Source organism: Streptomyces ardesiacus (genome assembly GCF_003112575.1).
Classification (GTDB): domain Bacteria; phylum Actinomycetota; class Actinomycetes; order Streptomycetales; family Streptomycetaceae; genus Streptomyces; species Streptomyces ardesiacus.
Genome location: NZ_BEWC01000011.1, coordinates 167,972 through 187,629 on the forward strand (window position 1 = coordinate 167,972; position 19,658 = coordinate 187,629).

16 protein-coding genes are annotated in these 19,658 nt (G+C 72.2%); 8 read left to right on the top strand and 8 right to left on the bottom strand.

Features of this window, described 5'->3' with window-relative positions:
- Window positions 1–75: 75 nt before the first annotated feature.
- The 6 genes from Sdi02f_RS32700 to zapE form a co-directional block, all read right to left on the bottom strand.
- Window positions 76–1,596: an FAD-dependent oxidoreductase gene (locus tag Sdi02f_RS32700; RefSeq protein WP_031085454.1), complete on the bottom strand. Its 1,521-nt coding sequence runs from the start codon at window positions 1,594–1,596 to the stop codon at window positions 76–78.
- Window positions 1,597–1,662: 66 nt separating this feature from the next.
- The gene (locus tag Sdi02f_RS32705; protein ID WP_030404105.1) at window positions 1,663–3,030 is read right to left on the bottom strand and encodes a PhoX family protein; all 1,368 of its coding nucleotides are present in this window, start codon (window positions 3,028–3,030) and stop codon (window positions 1,663–1,665) included.
- Between the two features lie 170 nt (window positions 3,031–3,200).
- A complete protein-coding gene (locus Sdi02f_RS32710) occupies window positions 3,201–4,691 on the bottom strand; it encodes a SulP family inorganic anion transporter (protein ID WP_031085452.1) in 1,491 nt (496 codons plus the stop codon).
- A gap of 8 nt (window positions 4,692–4,699) precedes the next feature.
- Window positions 4,700–5,281 carry a carbonic anhydrase gene (locus Sdi02f_RS32715; protein ID WP_030404107.1) on the bottom strand — a complete coding sequence of 194 codons (582 nt, stop codon included), beginning with the start codon at window positions 5,279–5,281 and terminating at the stop codon, window positions 4,700–4,702.
- A 76-nt stretch (window positions 5,282–5,357) separates the two neighbouring features.
- Window positions 5,358–5,798: a hypothetical protein gene (locus Sdi02f_RS32720; protein WP_234353203.1), complete on the bottom strand. Its 441-nt coding sequence runs from the start codon at window positions 5,796–5,798 to the stop codon at window positions 5,358–5,360.
- Between the two features lie 185 nt (window positions 5,799–5,983).
- The gene (zapE, locus tag Sdi02f_RS32725; protein ID WP_167458291.1) at window positions 5,984–7,096 is read right to left on the bottom strand and encodes a cell division protein ZapE; all 1,113 of its coding nucleotides are present in this window, start codon (window positions 7,094–7,096) and stop codon (window positions 5,984–5,986) included.
- Window positions 7,097–7,410: 314 nt separating this feature from the next.
- Here zapE and Sdi02f_RS32730 point away from each other — a divergent pair, with 314 nt between their 5' ends.
- The 7 genes from Sdi02f_RS32730 (at window position 7,411) to Sdi02f_RS32760 (ending at window position 12,104) form a co-directional block, all read left to right on the top strand.
- On the top strand, window positions 7,411–8,223 hold the full coding sequence (locus Sdi02f_RS32730; RefSeq protein WP_108934531.1) for a pyrimidine reductase family protein: 813 nt from the start codon (window positions 7,411–7,413) through the stop codon (window positions 8,221–8,223).
- A gap of 196 nt (window positions 8,224–8,419) precedes the next feature.
- Window positions 8,420–8,893 carry an indole-3-glycerol phosphate synthase gene (locus tag Sdi02f_RS32735; protein ID WP_174843428.1) on the top strand — a complete coding sequence of 158 codons (474 nt, stop codon included), beginning with the start codon at window positions 8,420–8,422 and terminating at the stop codon, window positions 8,891–8,893.
- A 73-nt stretch (window positions 8,894–8,966) separates the two neighbouring features.
- Window positions 8,967–10,355: a UDP-N-acetylmuramate--L-alanine ligase gene (gene murC, locus Sdi02f_RS32740; RefSeq protein WP_030404112.1), complete on the top strand. Its 1,389-nt coding sequence runs from the start codon at window positions 8,967–8,969 to the stop codon at window positions 10,353–10,355.
- Window positions 10,356–10,369: 14 nt separating this feature from the next.
- On the top strand, window positions 10,370–10,777 hold the full coding sequence (msrB, locus tag Sdi02f_RS32745) for a peptide-methionine (R)-S-oxide reductase MsrB (RefSeq protein WP_030404113.1): 408 nt from the start codon (window positions 10,370–10,372) through the stop codon (window positions 10,775–10,777).
- A gap of 97 nt (window positions 10,778–10,874) precedes the next feature.
- Window positions 10,875–11,261 (top strand): type II toxin-antitoxin system RelE/ParE family toxin, encoded by a 387-nt coding sequence (locus tag Sdi02f_RS32750; protein ID WP_031085444.1) that lies wholly within the window; start codon window positions 10,875–10,877, stop codon window positions 11,259–11,261.
- Window positions 11,262–11,284: 23 nt separating this feature from the next.
- Window positions 11,285–11,590: a helix-turn-helix domain-containing protein gene (locus Sdi02f_RS32755; protein ID WP_234319830.1), complete on the top strand. Its 306-nt coding sequence runs from the start codon at window positions 11,285–11,287 to the stop codon at window positions 11,588–11,590.
- A 46-nt stretch (window positions 11,591–11,636) separates the two neighbouring features.
- The gene (locus tag Sdi02f_RS32760; RefSeq protein WP_031085440.1) at window positions 11,637–12,104 is read left to right on the top strand and encodes a hypothetical protein; all 468 of its coding nucleotides are present in this window, start codon (window positions 11,637–11,639) and stop codon (window positions 12,102–12,104) included.
- Window positions 12,105–12,217: 113 nt separating this feature from the next.
- Here Sdi02f_RS32760 and Sdi02f_RS32765 read toward each other — a convergent pair whose 3' ends face one another.
- Entirely contained in the window at window positions 12,218–15,520 is a 3,303-nt protein-coding gene (locus Sdi02f_RS32765; RefSeq protein WP_108934532.1) for an AfsR/SARP family transcriptional regulator, read from the bottom strand.
- Between the two features lie 281 nt (window positions 15,521–15,801).
- On the opposite strand from Sdi02f_RS32765, the gene Sdi02f_RS32770 reads away from it, so the two are divergent.
- Window positions 15,802–17,061, top strand: a complete 1,260-nt coding sequence (locus tag Sdi02f_RS32770) for a hypothetical protein (protein ID WP_031085435.1) — start codon at window positions 15,802–15,804, stop codon at window positions 17,059–17,061.
- 451 nt (window positions 17,062–17,512) lie between these two features.
- Here the strand turns inward: Sdi02f_RS32770 and Sdi02f_RS32775 are convergent, their stop codons facing one another.
- Entirely contained in the window at window positions 17,513–19,651 is a 2,139-nt protein-coding gene (locus tag Sdi02f_RS32775) for an ATP-binding protein (protein ID WP_174843429.1), read from the bottom strand.
- Window positions 19,652–19,658: the final 7 nt, after the last annotated feature.

Consider the following 19,658-nt stretch of genomic DNA (forward strand, 5'->3'; position numbering starts at 1 on the left):
GGATGTTCGGTTTGTATGACCGTGCGGGCCGACCTGCCGCCCCGGTCACCCGCCCGGACCAGAACCCGGCCGCCGTCAGATGTCCCGCTGCTCCAGCGGCTTCGTCGCCGGGCCCTCGATCACCTTGCCGTCCGTGTCGAAGCGGGAGCCGTGACAGGGGCACTCCCAGGCGCGCTCGGCCGCGTTGAAGCCGACCAGGCAGCCCAGGTGGGTGCAGCGCGCCGAGACCGCGTGCAGCGTGCCCGCCTCGTCCCGGTAGACCGCGAGCCGGTCACCGCCCGCCCGGACCACCGCGCCCTCGCCCGGCGGCAGCGCGTCCACCGGCGGCACAGGCCGCAGCCGGTCGCCGACGAAGTGCCGGGCCACCTCCGCCTGCGTCTTGAGCAGCGCCGGCGCCTCGCGCACCGCCGTGCGCAGCCGGCGCGGGTCGTACAGCCCGCTCCACGCGCACTCCTCGCCGGTGATCTGCGCCGTCAGCAGCCGGCCCGCCATCATGCCGCCGCTCAGTCCCCAGCCGCCGAAGCCGGTGGCGACGTACGTGTGGTGCGCGCCCGGGTGCATCGGGCCCACCATCGGCACGGTGTCCGTGGGGTCGATGTCCTGAGTGGCCCAGGCGTGGGTGCGCTCCACGCCGGGGAAGTGCTCGTCCGCCCAGGCGGCCAGGGTCCCGAAGCGCTCCCGGGTGTCGCCCGTGCCCGGCGTGAAGTGCTCCCCGGTGACCACGAGCAGGCGGCGGCCGTCGTCCAGGGGCGCGGTGCGCACCGAGCGGGTGTTCTCCTCCGGCGTGATGTACATGCCGTCCACGTCGCGGTCCGCCCCGATGCTCCCGGCGACCACCAGCTCGCGGCGGGGGGAGAGACGGGCGAAGAGCAGGGCGCGGTCGAAGACCGGGTAGTGGGTGGCGACCACGACGTCCCGGGCGGTGACCGTCGCCCCCGCCTCCGTCCTCACCCGGCACGGCTCGCCCTCCTCCAGGCCCTGGACGGTGGTGTCCTCGAAGATCCGCCCGCCGTGCGCCTCCAGGTCCGCGGCGAGCGCCCGCAGGTACTTCAGCGGGTGGAACTGGGCCTGACCGGTCACCCGCACGGCGCCCGCCACCGGGAAGGGCAGCCCGGTCTCCGTCACGAAGGACGCCGGCAGCCCCGCCTCCTTCGCGGCGGCCGCCTCAGCCCGCACCTCGTCGACGCGGCCCGGATCGCGGACGTACGTGTACGCGTCGCGCGTCTCCCACTCGCAGTCGACGCCCAGCTCGGCGACGATCCCGGCGGCGCGCTCGATCGCCTCGGACTGCGAGCGGGCGTACAGCCGGGCGCCCTCGGGACCGCGGGTGCGGCGCAGCCTGTCGTAGACCAGGGTGTGCTGGACGGTCAGCTTGGCGCTGGTGTACCCGGTGACGCCGGCGGCGACCCGCCCGGCCTCCAGGACCGCCACGCTCCGCCCGGCCCGCACCAGTTCCCAGGCCGCGCTGAGCCCCGCGACGCCCGCACCGATCACGGCGACGTCGACGTCGAGATCCTCGCCGAGCGCGGGACGCGGCGCGCCGCCCGGTGCCGTCTGAAGCCAGTACGAGCCGTTGACCTGCACGTTCTGAGTCATGCGGCCCGAGTACCCAGGGGTGGGGGCTTCAGTGGCCGGACGGCGTGCCCCGCCGGTGTCCCGCCGTCACCTGCGCCAGGGCCCCGTCACGGCGAAGGTCGTGCCGGGGGTGTAGCAGTTGACGTACATCGTGTCGCCGTCGGGGGAGAAGGTGACGCCGGCGAACTCGCCCCACTCGGGTTCCTCCTCCGTCCCGATGTTCTGGGCGCCGCGGGCCATGGCGTACACCTCCCCGCGCCGGGTCACGCCGAAGACGTGCTGCGCGCCGTTGCCGTCCTCGCAGACCATCAGGCCGCCGCTGGGCGCCAGGCAGATGTTGTCCGGGGACTCGCCCGGCAACTGCACGTCGGTGTCCGGACCGAAGACGATCACCAGGGTGAGCCGGCGCCGCTCGGGGTCGTAGCGCCAGATCTGCCCGTAGTGGTCGGCGGCGGAGCCCTCGTCGCTGTGGGCGAAGGACGACACGAAGTACACGCTCTGCCCGCCCCAGTAGCAGCCCTCCAGCTTCTGCGCGTGGGTGATGCCGCCCCGGCCGAAGTCCTGGAAGCGGATCGGCGTCCCGTCGGCCAGCGGGTCGGGCACGTCCACCCACTCGATGCGGTCGAAGGTGGCGCCCGTCTCCTGGATCGAGGACAGGTCGGGTACACCGGGCACCCGCATCGCCTGGAGCCGGCCGCCCGCCCGCAGCGAGCCCCGGCCGCCCAGCGGCTTCTCCGGCAGGAACCGGTAGAAGAGACCGAACGGCCGTTCGAACGCGTCCTCCGTCTCGTAGACGACCCCGCGCCGCGGGTCCACGGCGATCGCCTCGTGCTGGAAGCGCCCCATCGCGGTCAGCGGCACCGCGCCGGTGCGGTGCGGCTCGACCGGGTCGACCTCGAAGATGAAGCCGTGGTCCTTGGTGTAGCCGTTGGTGCCCGCCCGGTCCTCGGTCTCCTCGCAGGTCAGCCACGTGTGCCAGGGCGTGGGCCCGCCCGCGCAGTTCACGGCGGTACCGGCGATCGCGACCCGCTCGGACAGGACGTGGTTGCGCGAGTCCAGCTCCAGCGCCGTACAGCCGCCCTTGCCCTCCGGGTCGTACGTCAGGCCCTTGACGGTGGGCACGGGGACGCGGCCGTTGGCGCGGTTCTCGTGGTTGCGGACGAGGTGGGTGCGGCCGTGTCTGCCGGGGAAGGCCGACATGCCGTCGTGGTTGGACGGCACCTTTCCCTCGCCGGAGCGCAGTTCGTCGCCCTCACGGGACAGCACCCGGTAGCGGAAGCCCTTGGGCAGGTCGAGCAGGCCGTCGGGGTCGGGGACGAGGGGGCCGTAGCCGCTGTGGCCCAGGGACTGGGCGGCGGCGGTGCCGGCGAAGAGTTCCGAGAGGGCGCCGGTGAAGGCGATGCCTGCGCCGAGGGCTCCGGTACGGGCGAGCACCTCGCGTCGGGTTGCGGACATGGGGAAACCTTCCTGCTGGCGGACAGGACTGTGACCCCGCTGTGTCTATCACCTGCCAGGAGTCCCGGGAACCACGCGTGTGCCTCGTGTCACGGCCCGGCCGGGCGGACGCGAAGGCCGCCCGGCACTTCCCGCGGGGGCGCGCGGGAAGTGCCGGACGGGGTCTGGCGCTACACCCCCGCCTTCGCCGGTTCGGTGACCTTCACCGGGTCCGTGCCGGTGGCGCTGTGCCGTTCCGCCCAGTTCTCCAGGGCGGTGCGGCAGGCATGGTCCAGGTGGTGCAGTCCGGACAGGTCCAGCTCGACCGGGCGGTCCTCGGGCAGCGCCTCCAGGCTCTCCAGCAGCTTCGGCAGCCGCAGGAAGGTGGCGTTGCCCGTCAGGTGGACCTGGACCGGGCCCGCGCCCTTGTCGACGGTCTCCATCCTGAGGTGCGAGGCTTCCCAGGCGGTCTTGACCACGGACAGGGCCAGACCGATCAGCACGCCCTCGAACATGTTCACCGCGACGATCGAGAGCGCCGTGACCACCAGGATCAGCGCCTCGCCCCGGTGCCCGCGCCACAGCGACACGAGCCCGCGGAACGGGATCAGCTTCCAGCCCGCGTGGACCAGGATGCCCGCCAGCGCGGGCAGCGGGATCAGGGCCAGCGCGGCCGGCAGCAGCGCGGCGAACAGCAGCAGCCACACGCCGTGCAGCACCCGGGACGCCTTGGTCCGGGCACCGGCGCCGACGTTCGCGGAACTGCGCACGATGACCGCGGTCATCGGCAGCGCGCCGAGCACCCCGCACACCGTGTTGCCCGCGCCCTGCGCCATCAGCTCCTTGTCGTACTCGGTGCGCGGCCCGTCGTGCAGCCGGTCCACCGCCGCGGCGCTGAACAGGCTCTCGGCCGAGGCGATCAGGGTGAACGCCACGATCGTGCCGAGGAAGCCCACGTCCGCCAGCAGGCCGAACGCGTCGGCGCCGGGCGGCTGCACGGAATCCAGCAGGCCGCTGACCTCGACCGTGGCGACCGGAAGCCCGAACGCCGCCGTGACGGCCGTCGCCAGCACGACCGCGGCCAGCGCGCCCGGCAGGGTCTGTGCCGCCTTGGGCAGCCGCTTCCAGAGCACCATCACGGCGACGGTGCCCGCGCCCAGGGCGAGCGAGGTGAGCGCCTCCGTGCTGCCGAGCGCGTCCGCGGCGGCCCCGGGCAGCCCGACGAGCTTGTCGATGCCGGAGGCGGGTGCCTCGAGACCGGCGGCCGAGTAGAGCTGACCGGCGATGAGCACCAGGCCGATGCCGGCCAGCATGCCCTCGACGACCGACAGGGAGATCGCCCGGAACCAGCGCCCGAGCTTCAGAGCGCCCATCACGAGCTGGGCGAGCCCGGCGGCCAGCACGATCACGCCGAGCGCGGGCAGCCCGTACTCGTCGACCGCGCCGAGCACCAGCACGGTCAGACCGGCGGCCGGGCCGGAGACCTGGAGGCTACTGCCCGGCAGGAATCCGGTGACCAGGCCGCCCACGATGCCGGTGACCAGGCCGAGTTCGGCCGGGACACCGGAGGCAACGGCCACGCCCACGCACAGCGGGAGCGCGACCAGGAACACGACGAGGGAGGCGGTGAGGTCCCGCCGCCAGTGCGGGAACTTCCGGTTCCGTTCGGCTATCAGGGACATGCCGGCGCTCACAGGGTCTCGAACGCGTCGGTGTCCGCGCGGTGTTGCCGCACGAGACCGGTGTGGACCTCGTAGTACCAGCCGTGCATCCGCAGCCGGCCCGCCGCCAGCCGCTTCTCGACGCAGGGGTAGGAGCGCAGGCGCAGCAGTTGCGCCAGTACGTGGTGCTGCACGGCCTCGGCGACCGTCGGATCGGCGGGATCGCAGGGCTTCGGCTCGTCGGCCGCGTGCGCCAGCCAGTCGCGCACGGCGGGCACGGCGGTCAGGTCGTCGCCGCGCACCAGGGCGCCGACGGCGCCGCAGTGCGAGTGGCCGCAGACCACGATGTCGCCGACGCCGAGGACCTGGACGGCGTACTCGATGGTCGCCGCCTCGCCGGAGGGGTGCGCGGAGTCGTGGGGCGGGACGATGTTGCCCGCGGTGCGCAGCTCGAAGAGGCGGCCGGGCCGGGCGCCCGTGATCAGGGCCGGGACGACCCGGGAGTCGGAGCAGGTGATGAACAGGACTTCGGGCGACTGGCCTTCGGCGTGCCCGGCGAACTCCTCAGGGCGCTGTCCGAACATACGGGCGTTGTCGATGAGGGGTTGCATGATGCGGTTTTCCTCCTGGCGCGCGTGGGGGCGCGTCGGACGGGTGGGACAGAGGCGGTGACGTGCCGGATGTCCGTCAGCAGCGGAAGACCTGGAGGGCCGCGGGGGAGTGGTCCGTAGTGGGTCTGGACCGGTGGTGGACCGCGGCGCCGGGCGCGAGGGGCTCGCCGGCGGCCGGGGTGTGCCGGTGCGGGAGCGGGCGCCCGGGCGCGGTGTCGGGCTGGGGTGCGGCGGTGGTGCGGTGCCGGTCGCGGACGCGCGCGGGCCCGTGGGGGTGGCCGGGCCGGCCGGCGTCGTGGCACGTGGCCCGCTCTTCGTGCGCCGCCGGGCCGGAGGGGGTGATTCCGGGCCGGGCGTTGGCCACGGCATCACTGGTCGTGTGCGCGAATGCGAAGGATGCCGACGGAGCGAAGAGTGAGAGGGCGACCAGGAGCACGACCAGGGGGACGGCGAGGAGCGGAAGCCGGGTCCGCGGTGTCGCGCGCGGGAACATGTGGCCCCCCTCCAGGTGGTTCACGCCTCAACTGTGTGGCGGTGCATGGTCGGTGCACCGTCGCGACTCGATCAACGCATGGTCAAGGGAGAGTCAACGCACGGTCAAGAAACACGTTAACCCTGCAAGGGGCTTTGCAGGGTTAACGAGGCGTTACGGGCCGGAGAGAGCCTGAAAATCGCGGGTGGGTTGGCGCGAACGGGCCGTTGTCAGGCCGCGTCGACGAGGCGCGCCGCGTCCCGGGCCAGCGCGGTGAGCCGGGAGATCGCGCGGAAGTACTTCTTGCGGTACCCGCCGTTCAGCATCTCCTCGCTGAAGAGCCGGTCGAAGGGCAGTCCGGAGGCCAGGACGGGCACCTCGCGGTCGTAGAGCCGGTCGGCGAGCACCACGAGCCGCAGCGCCGTCGACTGGTCCGGTACCGGGCGCACCCCGGTGAGGCACACGGCCGTCAGACCGTCGGTCAGGGCGCCGTACCGGCTGGGGTGCACGCGGGCGAGGTGGTCGAGGAGCGCGGGGAAATCGTCCAGGGACGCGCCCTCGGCGGCCCGCGCGGCACGGGTCACCTGCTCGTCGGAGTACGGCGCCGGGGCCTCGGGCAGCCCGCGGTGGCGGTAGTCCTCGCCGTCGATGCGCAGGGTGCGGAAGTGGGCGGACAGGCCCTGGATCTCGCGCAGGAAGTCGGCCGCCGCGAAGCGGCCCTCGCCGAGCTTGCCGGGCAGCGTGTTGGAGGTGGCGGCGAGCGCCACGCCCGACTCCACGAGCCGGGCGAGCAGGCTGGAGACGAGGACGGTGTCGCCCGGGTCGTCGAGCTCGAACTCGTCGATGCACAGCAGGCGGTGCCCGGAGAGGGTCCGCACGGTCTGCTGGAAACCGAGGGCGCCGACGAGGTTGGTCAGCTCCACGAAGGTGCCGAAGGCCTTGCGGGAGGGTTCGGCGGGGGTGGCGTGCCACAGGGAGGCCAGCAGGTGCGTCTTGCCGACGCCGTAGCCGCCGTCGAGGTACACGCCGCGGGGGCCGGCCGGGGCCTTCGGCGCCTTGGCGCGGCCGAGCCCGAAGAACCCGCGCCTGCCGCCCGCCGCGGCGGGCGTCTCGGCCAGCCCGCCCGCGAAGCCCTCCAGGACCCGCACGGCCTCGCTCTGGCTCGGCTGGTTCGGGTCCGGGATGTACGTGCTAAAGCGGACCGAGTCGAAACGCGGCGGGGGCACCATCTCGGCGACCAGACGGTCCGCGGGGACACGGGGCTCACGGGCGCACAACGAGACCGGGCCGGCCGCCGTCCCGGTTATCGGGGCGGCGCTGGAGGCGGGGGAGGAGGACGACACGGTGCCCAATGGTAGAGCCTGCCCGCGCCCGCCTCGCCGCCCGTGGGGCCCGGCCTGGCCGGCGGTCCCTTACGGGCGCCCCCTTGTCGACGGACACCGACGCCCGGCCCGGCGCGGCGGGTCGGCGGTCGGGCGGCTGGCGGCAGGGCGGGTCGGCGGCGGCCGGGCAGCGCGGTGGTCGGGCAACGCGGCGGCCCCCGCCCAGCCCGGGCCCGGCCCCCGGCCGCGGCGGGTCGGCCGGGTGGTCCCGTGGCCGGTGGGCGGGGCGGCGGCCTGGGCGGTTGGGGGGTTCGGGGCGTGGAACACTGCACCTCATGCGACGCCTGTTCCCCCTGCTCCCTGTGACCGACCAGACAGCCGGACCGGGTTCCGACGGGGCCGACCGGGAGTGGAGCCCGGCCGAACTGGCCGCCGCCTACGCCTACCCGGAGCCGGACGGGCGGCGGACGTGGCTGCGGGCCAACATGGTCTCCACCCTCGACGGCGCCGCCCAGCACGACGGCCGCTCCCAGCCGATCTCCAGCGCCGCCGACATGCGGGTCTTCGGCACCCTGCGCGCGCTCGCCGACGTGGTGATCGCCGGAGCGGAGACCGTACGGCAGGAGGGGTACCGTCCGGCACGCGCGCGGGCGGACTTCGCCGAGGCGCGGCGCGCGGCCGGCCAGGCACCCGCGCCGGTGGTCGCGGTGGTCAGCGCCGGCCTGGAGCTGGACTTCTCCCTGCCGCTGTTCACCTCCCCCCTCGTCCCCACCCTGATCCTGACCGGGGCCGCCGCGGCCCCCGACCGGATCGCGGCCGCCGAGCGGGCCGGAGCGCGGGTGGTGACCGCGGGCGACGGCGTCGGCGTGGACCCGGCCCGCGCCCTCGCGGCGCTCGCGGAACTGGGGCACACCCGGCTGCTGACCGAGGGCGGTCCGCGGCTGCTGGGGCAGTTCGTCGCGGCCGGCGTGCTCGACGAGCTGTGCCTGACCGTCTCCCCGATGCTGACCGCGGGGGACGCGCAGCGGATCGCGGGCGGACCGGCGGTCGAGGTCCCGACCCGGTTCGCACTGGTGTCCCTGCTGGAGGAGGAAGGTTTCCTCTTCAGTCGTTACCGGCGTGACCAGGGTGATCCCGGGCAGGTGTGAACCGCGGCGACCGGACAGGCGTTCGGTCGTTACCGCACCTACGGTAATCGGCGGAATCTTCCGTTCCGTTTAGTCCGCGCCGGGCACACTGAATCCGGCAGTACCCGTGCGATCACGGGGCAGGATGGTTTCCGCAGGGTCCGGCACGGCCTACGGAGGGTGGGCCCACGGGCCCTCGAAGGAGAAGGGGCGCCTGGTGTTCACAAGCGTTTTGATGATCGAGAAGGCCCTGACGTCCGCCGACGTGGAGTTCGTCACCACCTTGCACGGGGACGAGCAGGTCGCCTTCCACGTGCTGCTCCAGCCGCGCGGCGATCAGGCGGACCGCCTGCTGCGGGCCATCGACGACGTCGCCCTCGGCGAGCTCGACGACGCCGTACGCGAGGGGGAGACTCCGGAGGGCCAGGAGGCGTACAGCGTCGGCGAGCGGGCCCTGGAGGTGTCCCTCACCGCCCTGCGCGCGTCCGGAGCCCAGGCCGAGGGCCGGCTGATCGAGAACCACCCGCTGGAGGAGCTCAAGGCCCTGGTCATGGAGATCGCCGCCGACGAGGTGATCGTCCTGACCGACCCCCACTACGTGGAGGAGTTCTTCCACCGCGACTGGGCCTCCCGGGCCCGGCACAAGGTCGGCGTACCGGTCCTGAAACTCTTCTCCCACAGCAAGGCATAGGCTGGTGCCGCGCCCCCGCCCAGGGGGCGCTCCCCGCAACGGACCCCGCACGATCACCCTGGGAGAACAGCACATGGCACCCGGCCTTCCCACCGCCATGGACCGCCCGCACTTCATCGGCATCGGCGGCGCCGGGATGTCGGGCATCGCCAAGATCCTCGCCCAGCGCGGCGCCGCCGTGGCGGGCAGCGACGCCAAGGAGTCCGCGACCGCCGAGGCGCTGCGCGCGCTGGGCGCCACCGTGCACATCGGGCACGCGGCGGACCACCTCGCCGACGACGCGAGCTGCGTGGTGGTGTCCTCGGCCATCCGCGAGGACAACCCGGAACTGGCCCGCGCCGCCGAGCTGGGCATCCCGGTCGTGCACCGCTCCGACGCCCTCGCCGCCCTGATGAACGGCCTGCGCCCGATCGCGGTCGCCGGCACCCACGGCAAGACCACCACCACCTCGATGCTGGCGGTCGCCCTGTCCGAGCTGGGCCTGGACCCCTCGTACGCGATCGGCGGCGACCTGGACGCCCCCGGCTCCAACGCCCTCCACGGCGAGGGCGAGATCTTCGTCGCCGAGGCCGACGAAAGCGACCGCAGCTTCCACAAGTACGCCCCCGAGGTCGCCGTCGTCCTCAACGTCGAGCTGGACCACCACGCCAACTACGCCTCGATGGACGAGATCTACGCGTCCTTCGAGACCTTCGCCGACCGGATCGTCCCCGGCGGCACCCTGGTGATCGCCGCCGACCACGAGGGCGCCCGCGAACTGACCCGGCGACTGGCCGGCAAGGTGCGCACGGTGACGTACGGGGAGTCCGAGGACGCCGACGTGCGCATCCTGTCGGTCGTCCCGCAGGGCCTGAAGAGCGAGGTCACCGCCGTGATCGACGGCGCGGAGCTGACCTTCGCCGTCTCCGTCCCCGGCCGCCACTACGCCCACAACGCCGTCGCCGCCCTCGCCGCGGGCGCGGCCCTCGGCGTCCCCGCCGCCGAGCTGGCCCCCGCGCTGGCCGCGTACACCGGCGTCAAGCGGCGGCTCCAGCTCAAGGGCGAGGCGGCCGGTGTCCAGGTCGTCGACTCCTACGCGCACCACCCCACCGAGATGACCGCCGACCTGGAGGCCATGCGCGGCGCCGTCGGCGACGCCCGCATCCTCGTCCTCTTCCAGCCGCACCTGTTCTCCCGGACCCAGGAACTGGGCAAGGAGATGGGCCAGGCACTGGCCCTCGCCGACGCCTCGGTCGTCCTGGACATCTACCCGGCCCGCGAGGACCCGATCCCGGGCATCACCAGCGAGCTGATCGTCGAGGCCGCCCGGGCCGCGGGCGCGGAGGTCACCCCGGTCCACGACAAGGACGCGGCACCCGCGCTGGTCGCGGGAATGGCGAAGGCCGGTGATCTCGTTCTCACCATGGGCGCGGGCGACGTCACCGACCTCGGACCGCGCATCCTGGACGAGCTGTCGAAGTAAGGGGCTGAGGACTCATGTCGTACGACGTCGAGAAGCCGGAAGAGCAGTGGCGGGCGGAGCTGGCCCCGGCCGAGTACGCCGTGCTGCGCGAGGCCGCCACCGAGCCGGCCTTCACCGGTGAGTACACCGACACCAAGACCGAGGGCGTCTACTCCTGCCGCGCCTGCGGTGCGGAGCTGTTCACCTCCACCACCAAGTTCGAGTCGCACTGCGGCTGGCCGTCCTTCTACGACCCGAAGGACACCGACGCGGTCGAACTGGTCGAGGACCGCTCCCACGGCATGGTCCGCACGGAGGTCCGCTGCGCCCGCTGCGGCTCCCACCTCGGGCACGTCTTCGAGGGCGAGGGCTACCCGACCCCCACCGACCAGCGGTACTGCATCAACAGCATCTCGCTGCGACTGGCGCCCACGCAGGGCTGACCCGGGGAGTCAAGATGACGCCGCTGTTCTCAGACTTTGAGCTGACGGTATAAGGATTCCCTTATCCGGCTCGGCGGCGTACGCTGTGATCCGGAGCATGAACTGGGAGATCAATCTCCATCCAGAGGTGGAGTTGTGGCTGCTGAAGCTTGCGGATGAAGACCCGGACAGTGCCGATCTGGTTGAGGCAGCGATCGACATGCTGGCCGAGTGCGGCCCGGCACTCGGCCGGCCGCTCGTGGACCGCATTCACGGCAGCCGCATCCACAAACTCAAGGAACTGCGTCCGGCGAGCGCGGGCCGTACGGAGGTGCGCATCCTGTTCGTGTTCGATCCCGAGCGTGAGGCGATACTTCTCGTAGCGGGAGACAAGGCCGGTCGTTGGAGTCAGTGGTATGCCGATGCGATCCCACTGGCCGAGGTTCGCTACGGCCAGTACCTGGCCGAGGTACGGCGCGCACGAGAGGACGGGGATGTCCGGTGAGCGGTCACAGTAGCTGGGCTGCGGTGAAGCGTCAGATGCGCGATGCCCGCCCCGGGGTCTCCGACACGGAGTGGGAAGACCGGAAGCAGGCGGCGCGGACCGCCACCGAGGCCTACGTACTCGGACATCACCTTCGTGAGATCCGTGAGGAGCAAGGCCTCACCCAGGCGCAGGTGGCTGCGTCGGTCGGTATCTCCCAGGCGCGTGTCTCGCAGATCGAACGGGGCGAGATTCACCACCTGGAGACGATGCGCACGTATGCCGCGGCGCTGGGCGCTCGCATCACGGTATCGATCGAGTACGGCGACCGGATCATTGGCGCCGCGTAGTAATGCGGCATCGGAGCACCACAGCGGCGGATTCAGGGGGGTAGTGATGGAAGCCGAGCTGGCGGCGCTTGCCGCCTCCGGGGCCACCACGCTGGTGGGACTGATGGTGTCGGAGACCTGGGACCAGGCGCGGCAGCGTCTGTCCCGGTTCTTCGCCCGCGGCGGAGACGAGGAGGACGAGGAGACCGTCGCGGCGGAGCTGCGGTCGTCACGAAGTGATCTGGTGAGGGCACACGAGGACGCGGACGCCGAGGCCCTTGCCGACATCGAGGCGACCTGGCGGGCCCGGCTTCGCCGCGCACTGCTGGCGGACCCGGCCGCGGCGGAGCATCTGAGGTCTCTGCTGGCCGAAGTCGGATCGGACCACGGTGGAGAACCCCTCGGTGCTGTGCACAACACCGTCAGCGGTGGTGTGCAGCACGGTCCCGTGCTCCAGGGCGGGCGGTTCTCCGGTCTGAGCTTTCACGTCCACGGGAACGATGATCCCGATTATCGGGAAAATCCGTCGAACTGACGGCCGTTGCCAGTAGCCTCGCTCCCGACCCGGAAAGATCATTCCCTCAGCCGGGGCGATGCATCGTGCAAGGAGCGCCGTGAAGCACAACCTGTTCGTCGCAGTGGTCCACATCATGGGTGCGGCTCTCGCGGCCCCAGTGGTTTTCCGCTGGATGTGGTGAGCCCGACGGTGCCGGTCCCCGAAGCATGGCGACGGGGACCGGCAGGCCGGTGACTCGCAAGGAACCGGAGCAGTTCCGCGGCCTCCGACTCGGCCCCCAGGGAGCGGTAGCGGGCGGCAGCCTGTTCACCGTACCCGTCGGCGGGGGCGGCGGCCTGGGACAGGGCAGCCGTCCGTGCCAGTCCCGCCAGTGCCTGAGCGGAACCCAGGGCGAAGTGAGCCCGCTCTGCTACTGCTAGAGCCCGTTCGTAGCCGTGGGAGGCGAGGTCGAGTCGTCCCGAGTCACGCTGTACGTCCGCCGCTCCGATCAATGCCCGCAGTCTTTCGTACGGGTTGTCGATACCCACGGCGATCCGTTCCGCCATCGTGAAGTGCAGCAGGGCCTCGGTGCGGCGCCCCGCGTGGGCGTGGGCCGTCCCAGTGCGGATCAGCACGTCGGCCTCGCCCAGACTGTCGCCGCTGGCACGATGCGCGACCAGTGCCCGCTCGAAGTGGGTGAGGGCCTCGTCCGTGCGGCCCACCGCTTGGTGCACGGCGCCCAGGTTCGTCGAGAGGATCGCCAGGTCCACCCGGCCGCCGCACTGTCGCATCAGCACCAGAGCCCGTTCGTAGCAGTCGCGGGCAGCCGCATGGCGTCCCTGGAGGAAGTGCAGTTCCCCCCGGTTGTTCAGGGCCTGGGCCAGCCCGTGCGGATCGGGCAGCCGCTCGTAGATCGCCTCCATGCGTTGCACCTTGCCGAGGGCCTCGTCGTACTTTCCTGCGTAGGACAGCGCTGCGCCCTGCACGTTGAGGCAGTCGGCTTCGCCGGACGGATCGCCGACGGCGCGGTAGAGCACGAGCGCCCGCTCCAGGACGGGCAGCGCGGTGTCGCCGTGGCCTGCGGCGAGGTGCGCACGACCGGACTGGAACAGGGCATCGGCACGGCCGTGCGGGTCTTGCAACTGCTCGTGGATTTCGAGCGCCTCGGTCGCACACTTCAATGCCTCACCGTGATTGCGTTGCGCCAGGAGATCGGCCCGGTCCGTCAGGGTCTGGGCAAGCAGGGGCAGATTGCCGGTCGCGCGCAGGACGGGCAGCGCCGCGTCGAAGAGTACGGAGGCGACCCCCCACGCCCCCCACAGCTTGAGGCTCCTTGCCAGGACGCAGGGAAAGAGCGCCGCATACTCCCGGTGCTCAGCGGCGGCCAGGCCCGCGACGGCGGTGAGGTTGGCGCGTTCCACGGTCAACCACACCGAGGACGCGTCGGCGTCGGAGAGGGCGGGGTCGGGCAGGGACGCGGTCTCGTGCGGGAGGGACAGCGCGAACGCGCGGCGGTGCGGACGCGCCATTCTGTCGGCACGGTGTGCCGCGACGAGGTAGTAGGCGGCGAGCCGTCCGGTTGCGGCGTGCCGTACCCGTTCGGTGTCCGTGTCCAGGCCGACCTGGGCGGCGTACGAGCGAGTGAGGTCGTGCAAGCGGTAGCGTCCTAGTACCGGTTCCTCCAACAGGCTGGAGTCGAGCAGTTCCTCGACGCACCGTTCCAGCCGCGTGGGCTCGCCGGCGAATTCCCGGCCGGCGAGCGCGGCTGCTGCAGGCAGGGCGAGGTCCGGACCGGGATGCAGGGCCAGCAGGCGGAACAACTCCTGTGCGTGTGTGCTGAGTTCCGTGTACGAGAACCGGAACACGGCGTCGATCAGCGCATCGAACTCCTGGAGCGGCCTGCTCGCATGCGCCAGGCGGTGGAGCAGGTGCTGCAGATCCCACGCTTCCCGGTGACGGAAACGGCTGGCGAGGATCTGCAGGGCCAGGGGATGGCAAGCACACGCGTCCGCGATCTGCGGCAGGTTCTCCGCCTCGGCGGCCACTCTGGAGGTCCCGACGACCCGGGCGAAGTAGGACGCCGCCTCCTGCTGCGACAACGTGTCCAGAGACAGCGACGAGGCTCCGTCCAGCCCAGTGAGCCGGTTCCGCGTCGTCACCAGGACACGGCAGGCGGGGGAGCCCGGCAGCAGCGGGGCGACCTGAGCGGCGTCGCGTGCGTTGTCCAGGACGATCAGCGCACGACGCCGGGCGGTCCACTCCCGCCATCTGGAGGCGCGTTCGTCCACCGTGGACGGCATTTCGCCGAGCCATCCGCCCGCGTGCAGCAGACCGGCCAGTGCTTCGGCCGGCTCCAGAGGCTGCCGACCGCTGTACCCTCGCAGGTCGACGTAGAGCTGGGCGTCCGGATAGACCGAGGTCAAGCGGTGCGCCGCGTGCACCGCGAGGGCCGTCTTGCCGATACCGGGCATCCCGTGGATCACGGTGACCGGCAGGGCGGTCCTCGTACCGTTGCCCACCACGTCCTCGGCCAGGAGAATGCGCAACTCACCAGCCCGCCCGACGAAGTCCGGAGTGTCGCGCGGCAGGCAGTTGCGGGGCTCCACCGGTGGAGCAGGAGCAGGAGCAGGGAGCACGACTGGTGCGGCCGAAGACTCATACGGTGTGAGACGAGCGGTGAGCGCGGTGTCGTCCCGCAGGAGTTCGTGATCTTGTTCGAGCATGCGCAGATGAAGCTGCTGGAGCTCTGCGGTCGGTTCGATGCCCTGACTGCGGTGCAGCCGCATGCGTGTGTCCCGGAAGACGGACAGAGCCTCGTCGTGTCGACCTGAACGGTACAGCGCCAGCATCAGGGAGCCGATCACCCGCTGAGCGAACGGATTCTGGGAGGCGAGTTCCTGCAACTCGCCCACCAGGTCCGCGTGCCGCCCCAACTCCATCTCCAGGCCGATCCGTTCCTCGCGCACCCGGCGGTGGTCCTCGGCCAGCCGCACACGTGCCGACTGTGCCCAGGAGTTGTCGGCGAACTCGGCCAACGGTTCGCCGCGCCACAGCGCCTCTGCGGTGCGCAGTAGGCCGACGGCCAGCTCACGCTCGTTGCGTGAGGCCGCTGCCAGTGCGTCCGAGCGCAGTCGGCCGAAACGCAGCAGGTCGATGTCCTCCGGGTCGGCCCGCAGTTGATACTGCCGGGAGGACGGTCTCACCACCCGCACCAGCTCTTCGCCGACCGCGCGGCGCAACCTGCCACGCAGCCTGGAGAGGTAGCTGTGCAGCGTGTCCAGGGCTGACGGGGGTGGCTCACCGTCCCAGACCCGGTCCACCAGGGTGTCCACCGCGACGGGTTCTCCGCGTGCGTGCAGCAGCACGGCCAGTACACAGCGTTCCTTCAGCGATCCGAGTTCGTGCTGCCGCTGGTCGTGCCAGAGCTCAAGAGGTCCCAGAACCAGAAGGTCCATCGTCTCCCCCGATGGGTGCGCATCTTCCCACGGTCATGGCAAAGGCGAGATGCGAACCACTGTTCTACGGTCGCACGGCGGAGTCAGGGGTGGAGCCGCGGGCGCACGGGAGCAGCGACGGGGCGCACGGAGACCCGGGCCGACCGGACTCCTGGGGGAGTGCAGGATTCCTGCAAGCCCGCCGTCCAGACGCCCGGGCATCCCCCTGCCATCGGCGGCGCGAGGGCGCAGTCGTGAAGACCGGCCGCGAAGACATACGGAAGGACCGGGGGATCTCAACGATGAGCTTGACAGTGCCGGAGCCGCACACGCGGCACGTGCCGGTGCGTCTGGACGTCCAACGCTGGGCCACGCACCGGAGCCGCCGCAGGGTTCTGGTGGTGGTACACACCGTCGTGACGGGCCAGCGACTGCTCGACGCGATACGCCTCCTCGAAGGCGACATCAGAGTGCAGACCTTCTTCACCCAGGCGCCCGACGTGTTCAGCAACGGGGTGGACGCCTTCCTCGAAGGACTGGGCGGCCTCGTGCTGCCCTGGAGCCAGGCCGTGCAGACGCAGTTCGACCTCGCACTGGCCGCCGGCCACGGCAACCTCCACGATGTCCAGGCGCCCGTGGTGGTACTGCCGCACGGTGCCGGGCACAACAAGGTCGTCTCCGTGGCGCCCGAGAGCCGTCCCGCAGTGCTCGGGGGCGCTCATGGGCTCAGCAGACAGCGCCTGATGCGGGACGGCGCAGTGGTGCCCGAGGCGATCGTGCTGGCCCATCACGAAGAGCTGACCCGGCTGGGCCGGGACTGTCCCGAGGCCGTGCCGGCGGCGGAGGTGGTGGGCGACCCCTGCTTCGACCGCATCGCGGCGAGCCTTCCCTTCCGGGCCCTGTACCGGGAGGCCCTGGGAGTCAAGGGACGTCGACGCCTGGTCCTGGCCTGTTCCACCTGGGGGCCGGATTCCCTGCTGGGACACGGGTGGAGCACGCTGGAACGCCTGGTCACCGACCTGCCGAAGGAGGAGTACCGGGTCGCGGCACTGCTGCATCCGCACGTCTGGAACGCCCATGGCGACTGGCAGGTCCGCGCCTGGCACGCGGAGTTGGCCCGGGCGGGGCTGGTACTGGTCAGCCCGCACGCCGACTGGACCGGTGTGGTCGTGGCCGCCGACCACATCGTGGGCGACCACGGTTCGGTATCGCTCTACGGAGCGATGACCGGGGCACCGGTGCTGATGGCCGGCCGGGCCGACGCGCCCGTGGACCCCGGTTCGCCGATGGCCGAGCTCATGTCCTTCGCGCCCCGCCTGCGCGACGACCGTCCGGTGCGCCAACAGCTCAATCGGAGTTCGGTGCTCCGCCGTGCGCACCGGTACGAGCGGGTGGCGGCCCGGATCACCTCGGAACCCGGCCGGTTCGCACGCCGGATGCGTGCGTTGCTCTACCGGAAGCTGCGCCTGCGCGCACCCGCCGTGAGGCAGTCGGCCGTGGAACCCGCGAGCCTGCCCCGGGCGGTGCGGTACGACGACCCCGGGGCGGGGGTGTCACGGTGATGCCACCGGCCGTGCTGTCACAGAAGGCGCTGCCCCTGGCAGTGGACGGCTGCGACAGCGCTGTCCACCGGATACGCACCGTGCTGCTGAACCCGGTGTCCGGGGGGTTGTCCGTCGACGAGCACCTCAGGGTGCGGTGCTCCGGACCGACCGGAGTGGCGGTGCTCGGCGATGTGCTGATCGCGCCCGGCGCCGGAGCCCACCGGGCGGCCCGCCTTGCCGAATCCTGCCCGGGGGCTTTGGTGGTGGCGGTCCACCGTGGGACCCGGTGCTGGATCCGGACGGGGCGCGGCGGCCCGCCGATCCTCCTGCAGGCGCGAGGAACTGGGCGGCCGTACGGAATGTGGGACCGAATCGCCTCGCTGGCTCACTCGTGCCTGGTGGCAGGAGTGCCGGTCACGGGTCTGGGGCCGGCGCTCGCGGTCCTGGGAACCTCGGGCGCCCGGTCGTCCTACTGGCTCGACTCGTCGCGCTCCAGGGTTTCGAGCCGCTGCCGGACGGCTTCGGCGTCCGGCGAACGGGACCGGCCCGCCGAGGCATAGAGGTCAAGGGCCTCGCGACAGCGGTCTCGGGCCTGCCGCCACCGCCCGCGCCGCTCGGAGACCGCGGCCAGGGCTCCGAGAGCGCGGGCGGCTTCGTACCCCGACAGCCCGCGCAGGGCTGCCAGGGCCGTGGACAGCAGTTCCTCCGCCGGACGGATCCGGCCGAGAGCGAGATGTGCGCGGCCCATGCACGTGGCCGCGCGGGCCGCGTTGTACCGGTCGCCCGCCCTCTCCAGCGTCTCGCGGGCGCCGCCGGCCTGCCGGACCGCCTCCTCGGCCCTCCCTTCCTCCAGTGCGAGGTCGGCACGGTTGAGCGCGGCCAGTCCGCCCGCGCGGTGGTCCCCGTGCAGCGGCAGTTCGTCGGCGGCGCGCCGGAAGAGGTCCGAGGCTTGCCGGGAACGCCCTAGCCGCTGCAGGGCGAGCCCCCGGTAGTTGAGAGTGCGGGCGTGCCCCAGCCCGTCGCCGGCCGCGAGGAACAGGCGCGCCGCCCGTTCGAACATCTCGAGCGCGCTGCCGGGGTTTCCGGATCCCAGCTCGCCGATCCCGCCCGAGGTGAGCATCCGGCACTCGGCGGCCACGTCGCCCAGTTCCCGCGCCGCCGCCAGACCCGCCCGGTGCGCCGTGCCACACTCCTCGTAGAACTTGCGCCGGAGGAAGAGCGGCCACAGGGCGTCCACGAGCTGCCAGCACGTGGCGGGGAACCCGGCGCCGACCGCCTGGTGGATCACGGCCATCAGGTTCGGCAGCTCCTGCTCCAGCCAGTCCAAGGCGGTTTCCGGGTCCGGACCCACCTCCGCGACGACCAGGGGGCCGGGGCCGTAGTCCCGGGCCATGGTCCGGTGCTGGGGGTCGATGATCTCCTCGGCCCGGGTGGCGCTCGCGAGATAGTGGTCGGCGATACGCCTCACCGCGCTCGCCCTTGCGTCCGGCGGCTCGTCCGCATCGGCCTTCGCGGCGGCGTGCAGTCGTACGAGATCGTGGAAGCGGTGACGTTCTCCGGCAGCCTCCGCCAGCAGGCTCGCGTCGTGGAGCATTTCCAGGCACTCGGCCGCCTCTCGGTCCGTGCCACACAGGGCAGCGGCCACCGATCCGGAGAACTCCCGACCCGGGTGAAGCCCCAGCAGCCGGTAGAGCCGGGCAGCCGGCCCGGGCAGCGCCCGGTAGGACACGTCGAGCGTGGCCAGGACGTCGTGGTCGCCCTCGATGGCCAGCACCTCCAGTCTTCGGTGTTCGTCGCTGAGGGCGCGGACCATGGTGCCGATGCGGCGCCCGGGACGCGTGGCCAGCCGGGCACCGGCGACTCGGACCGCCAGCGGCAGCCCGGCACACAACTCGACCAGGGCGTGGGCGTCCTCGGGCTGTTCGCTCACCCGCCCGTCCGACAAGGTGTCCGCGAGTAGTTCGACCGCGGCCTCGGGGTCCAGCGGCTCCAGGTGAACGGGGCAGCAGCCGTCGACCGTCAGCCCGGGGAGCCGTCTGCGACTGGTCACCACGGTGACGCTGCCCCCCGCGGGCAGCAACGGCCGCACCTGGGCCGCTGTCGCCGCATCGTCGAGCAGGACGACCAGACGCCGGACCGCGGTGAGCGACCGGTACAGCGCCGTCCGTTCGGACAGCCGTGCCGGAACCTGCGGAGCCGGAATCCCCAGGGCCCGCAGGAACCGGGCCAGCACCTCCGCCGGATCCGCGGGCCCTTCGGGTGACTGTGCCCCGAGGTCGGCGTGGAGCTGGCCGTTCGGAAACCGAGGGCGCAGCGTGTACAGCCAGCTCAGGGCAACCGTGGTCTTGCCGACACCGCCGAGCCCGCTCAGTGCGGCCAGGACGGGCCGGTTCTCCCGCGCAGCGCGGACACGGTGCTGTTCCAGCGTCGCGACCTCGTGCGTCCGGTCGATCACCCGTATCAGCGGGGGAAGCTGCCAGGGAGTCTGCCCGGCCGAGCCCGGCCGAGCGCCGAAATGGATGCCCCCGTACACGGAACCCGCCTGGACGACGGGTCCGTGCACCGTGCCGCTCAGCTCGTTCTGTGACTCCTGCCCACCGCTGCGCACCCGCGCC

Excerpts from the sequence above, each read along its gene's own strand:
- Sdi02f_RS32700 (WP_031085454.1), bottom strand. The coding sequence starts at position 1,596 with ATGACTCAGAACGTGCAGGTCAACGGCTCGTACTGGCTTCAGACGGCA.
- Sdi02f_RS32760 (WP_031085440.1), top strand. The coding sequence starts at position 11,637 with ATGGAAGCCGAGCTGGCGGCGCTTGCCGCCTCCGGGGCCACCACGCTG.
- Sdi02f_RS32715 (WP_030404107.1), bottom strand. The coding sequence starts at position 5,281 with ATGCAACCCCTCATCGACAACGCCCGTATGTTCGGACAGCGCCCTGAG.
- Sdi02f_RS32705 (WP_030404105.1), bottom strand. The coding sequence starts at position 3,030 with ATGTCCGCAACCCGACGCGAGGTGCTCGCCCGTACCGGAGCCCTCGGC.
- Sdi02f_RS32770 (WP_031085435.1), top strand. The coding sequence starts at position 15,802 with ATGAGCTTGACAGTGCCGGAGCCGCACACGCGGCACGTGCCGGTGCGT.
- Sdi02f_RS32730 (WP_108934531.1), top strand. The coding sequence starts at position 7,411 with ATGCGACGCCTGTTCCCCCTGCTCCCTGTGACCGACCAGACAGCCGGA.
- Sdi02f_RS32765 (WP_108934532.1), bottom strand. The coding sequence starts at position 15,520 with ATGGACCTTCTGGTTCTGGGACCTCTTGAGCTCTGGCACGACCAGCGG.
- Sdi02f_RS32710 (WP_031085452.1), bottom strand. The coding sequence starts at position 4,691 with ATGTCCCTGATAGCCGAACGGAACCGGAAGTTCCCGCACTGGCGGCGG.
- msrB (WP_030404113.1), top strand. The coding sequence starts at position 10,370 with ATGTCGTACGACGTCGAGAAGCCGGAAGAGCAGTGGCGGGCGGAGCTG.
- Sdi02f_RS32750 (WP_031085444.1), top strand. The coding sequence starts at position 10,875 with ATGAACTGGGAGATCAATCTCCATCCAGAGGTGGAGTTGTGGCTGCTG.
- murC (WP_030404112.1), top strand. The coding sequence starts at position 8,967 with ATGGCACCCGGCCTTCCCACCGCCATGGACCGCCCGCACTTCATCGGC.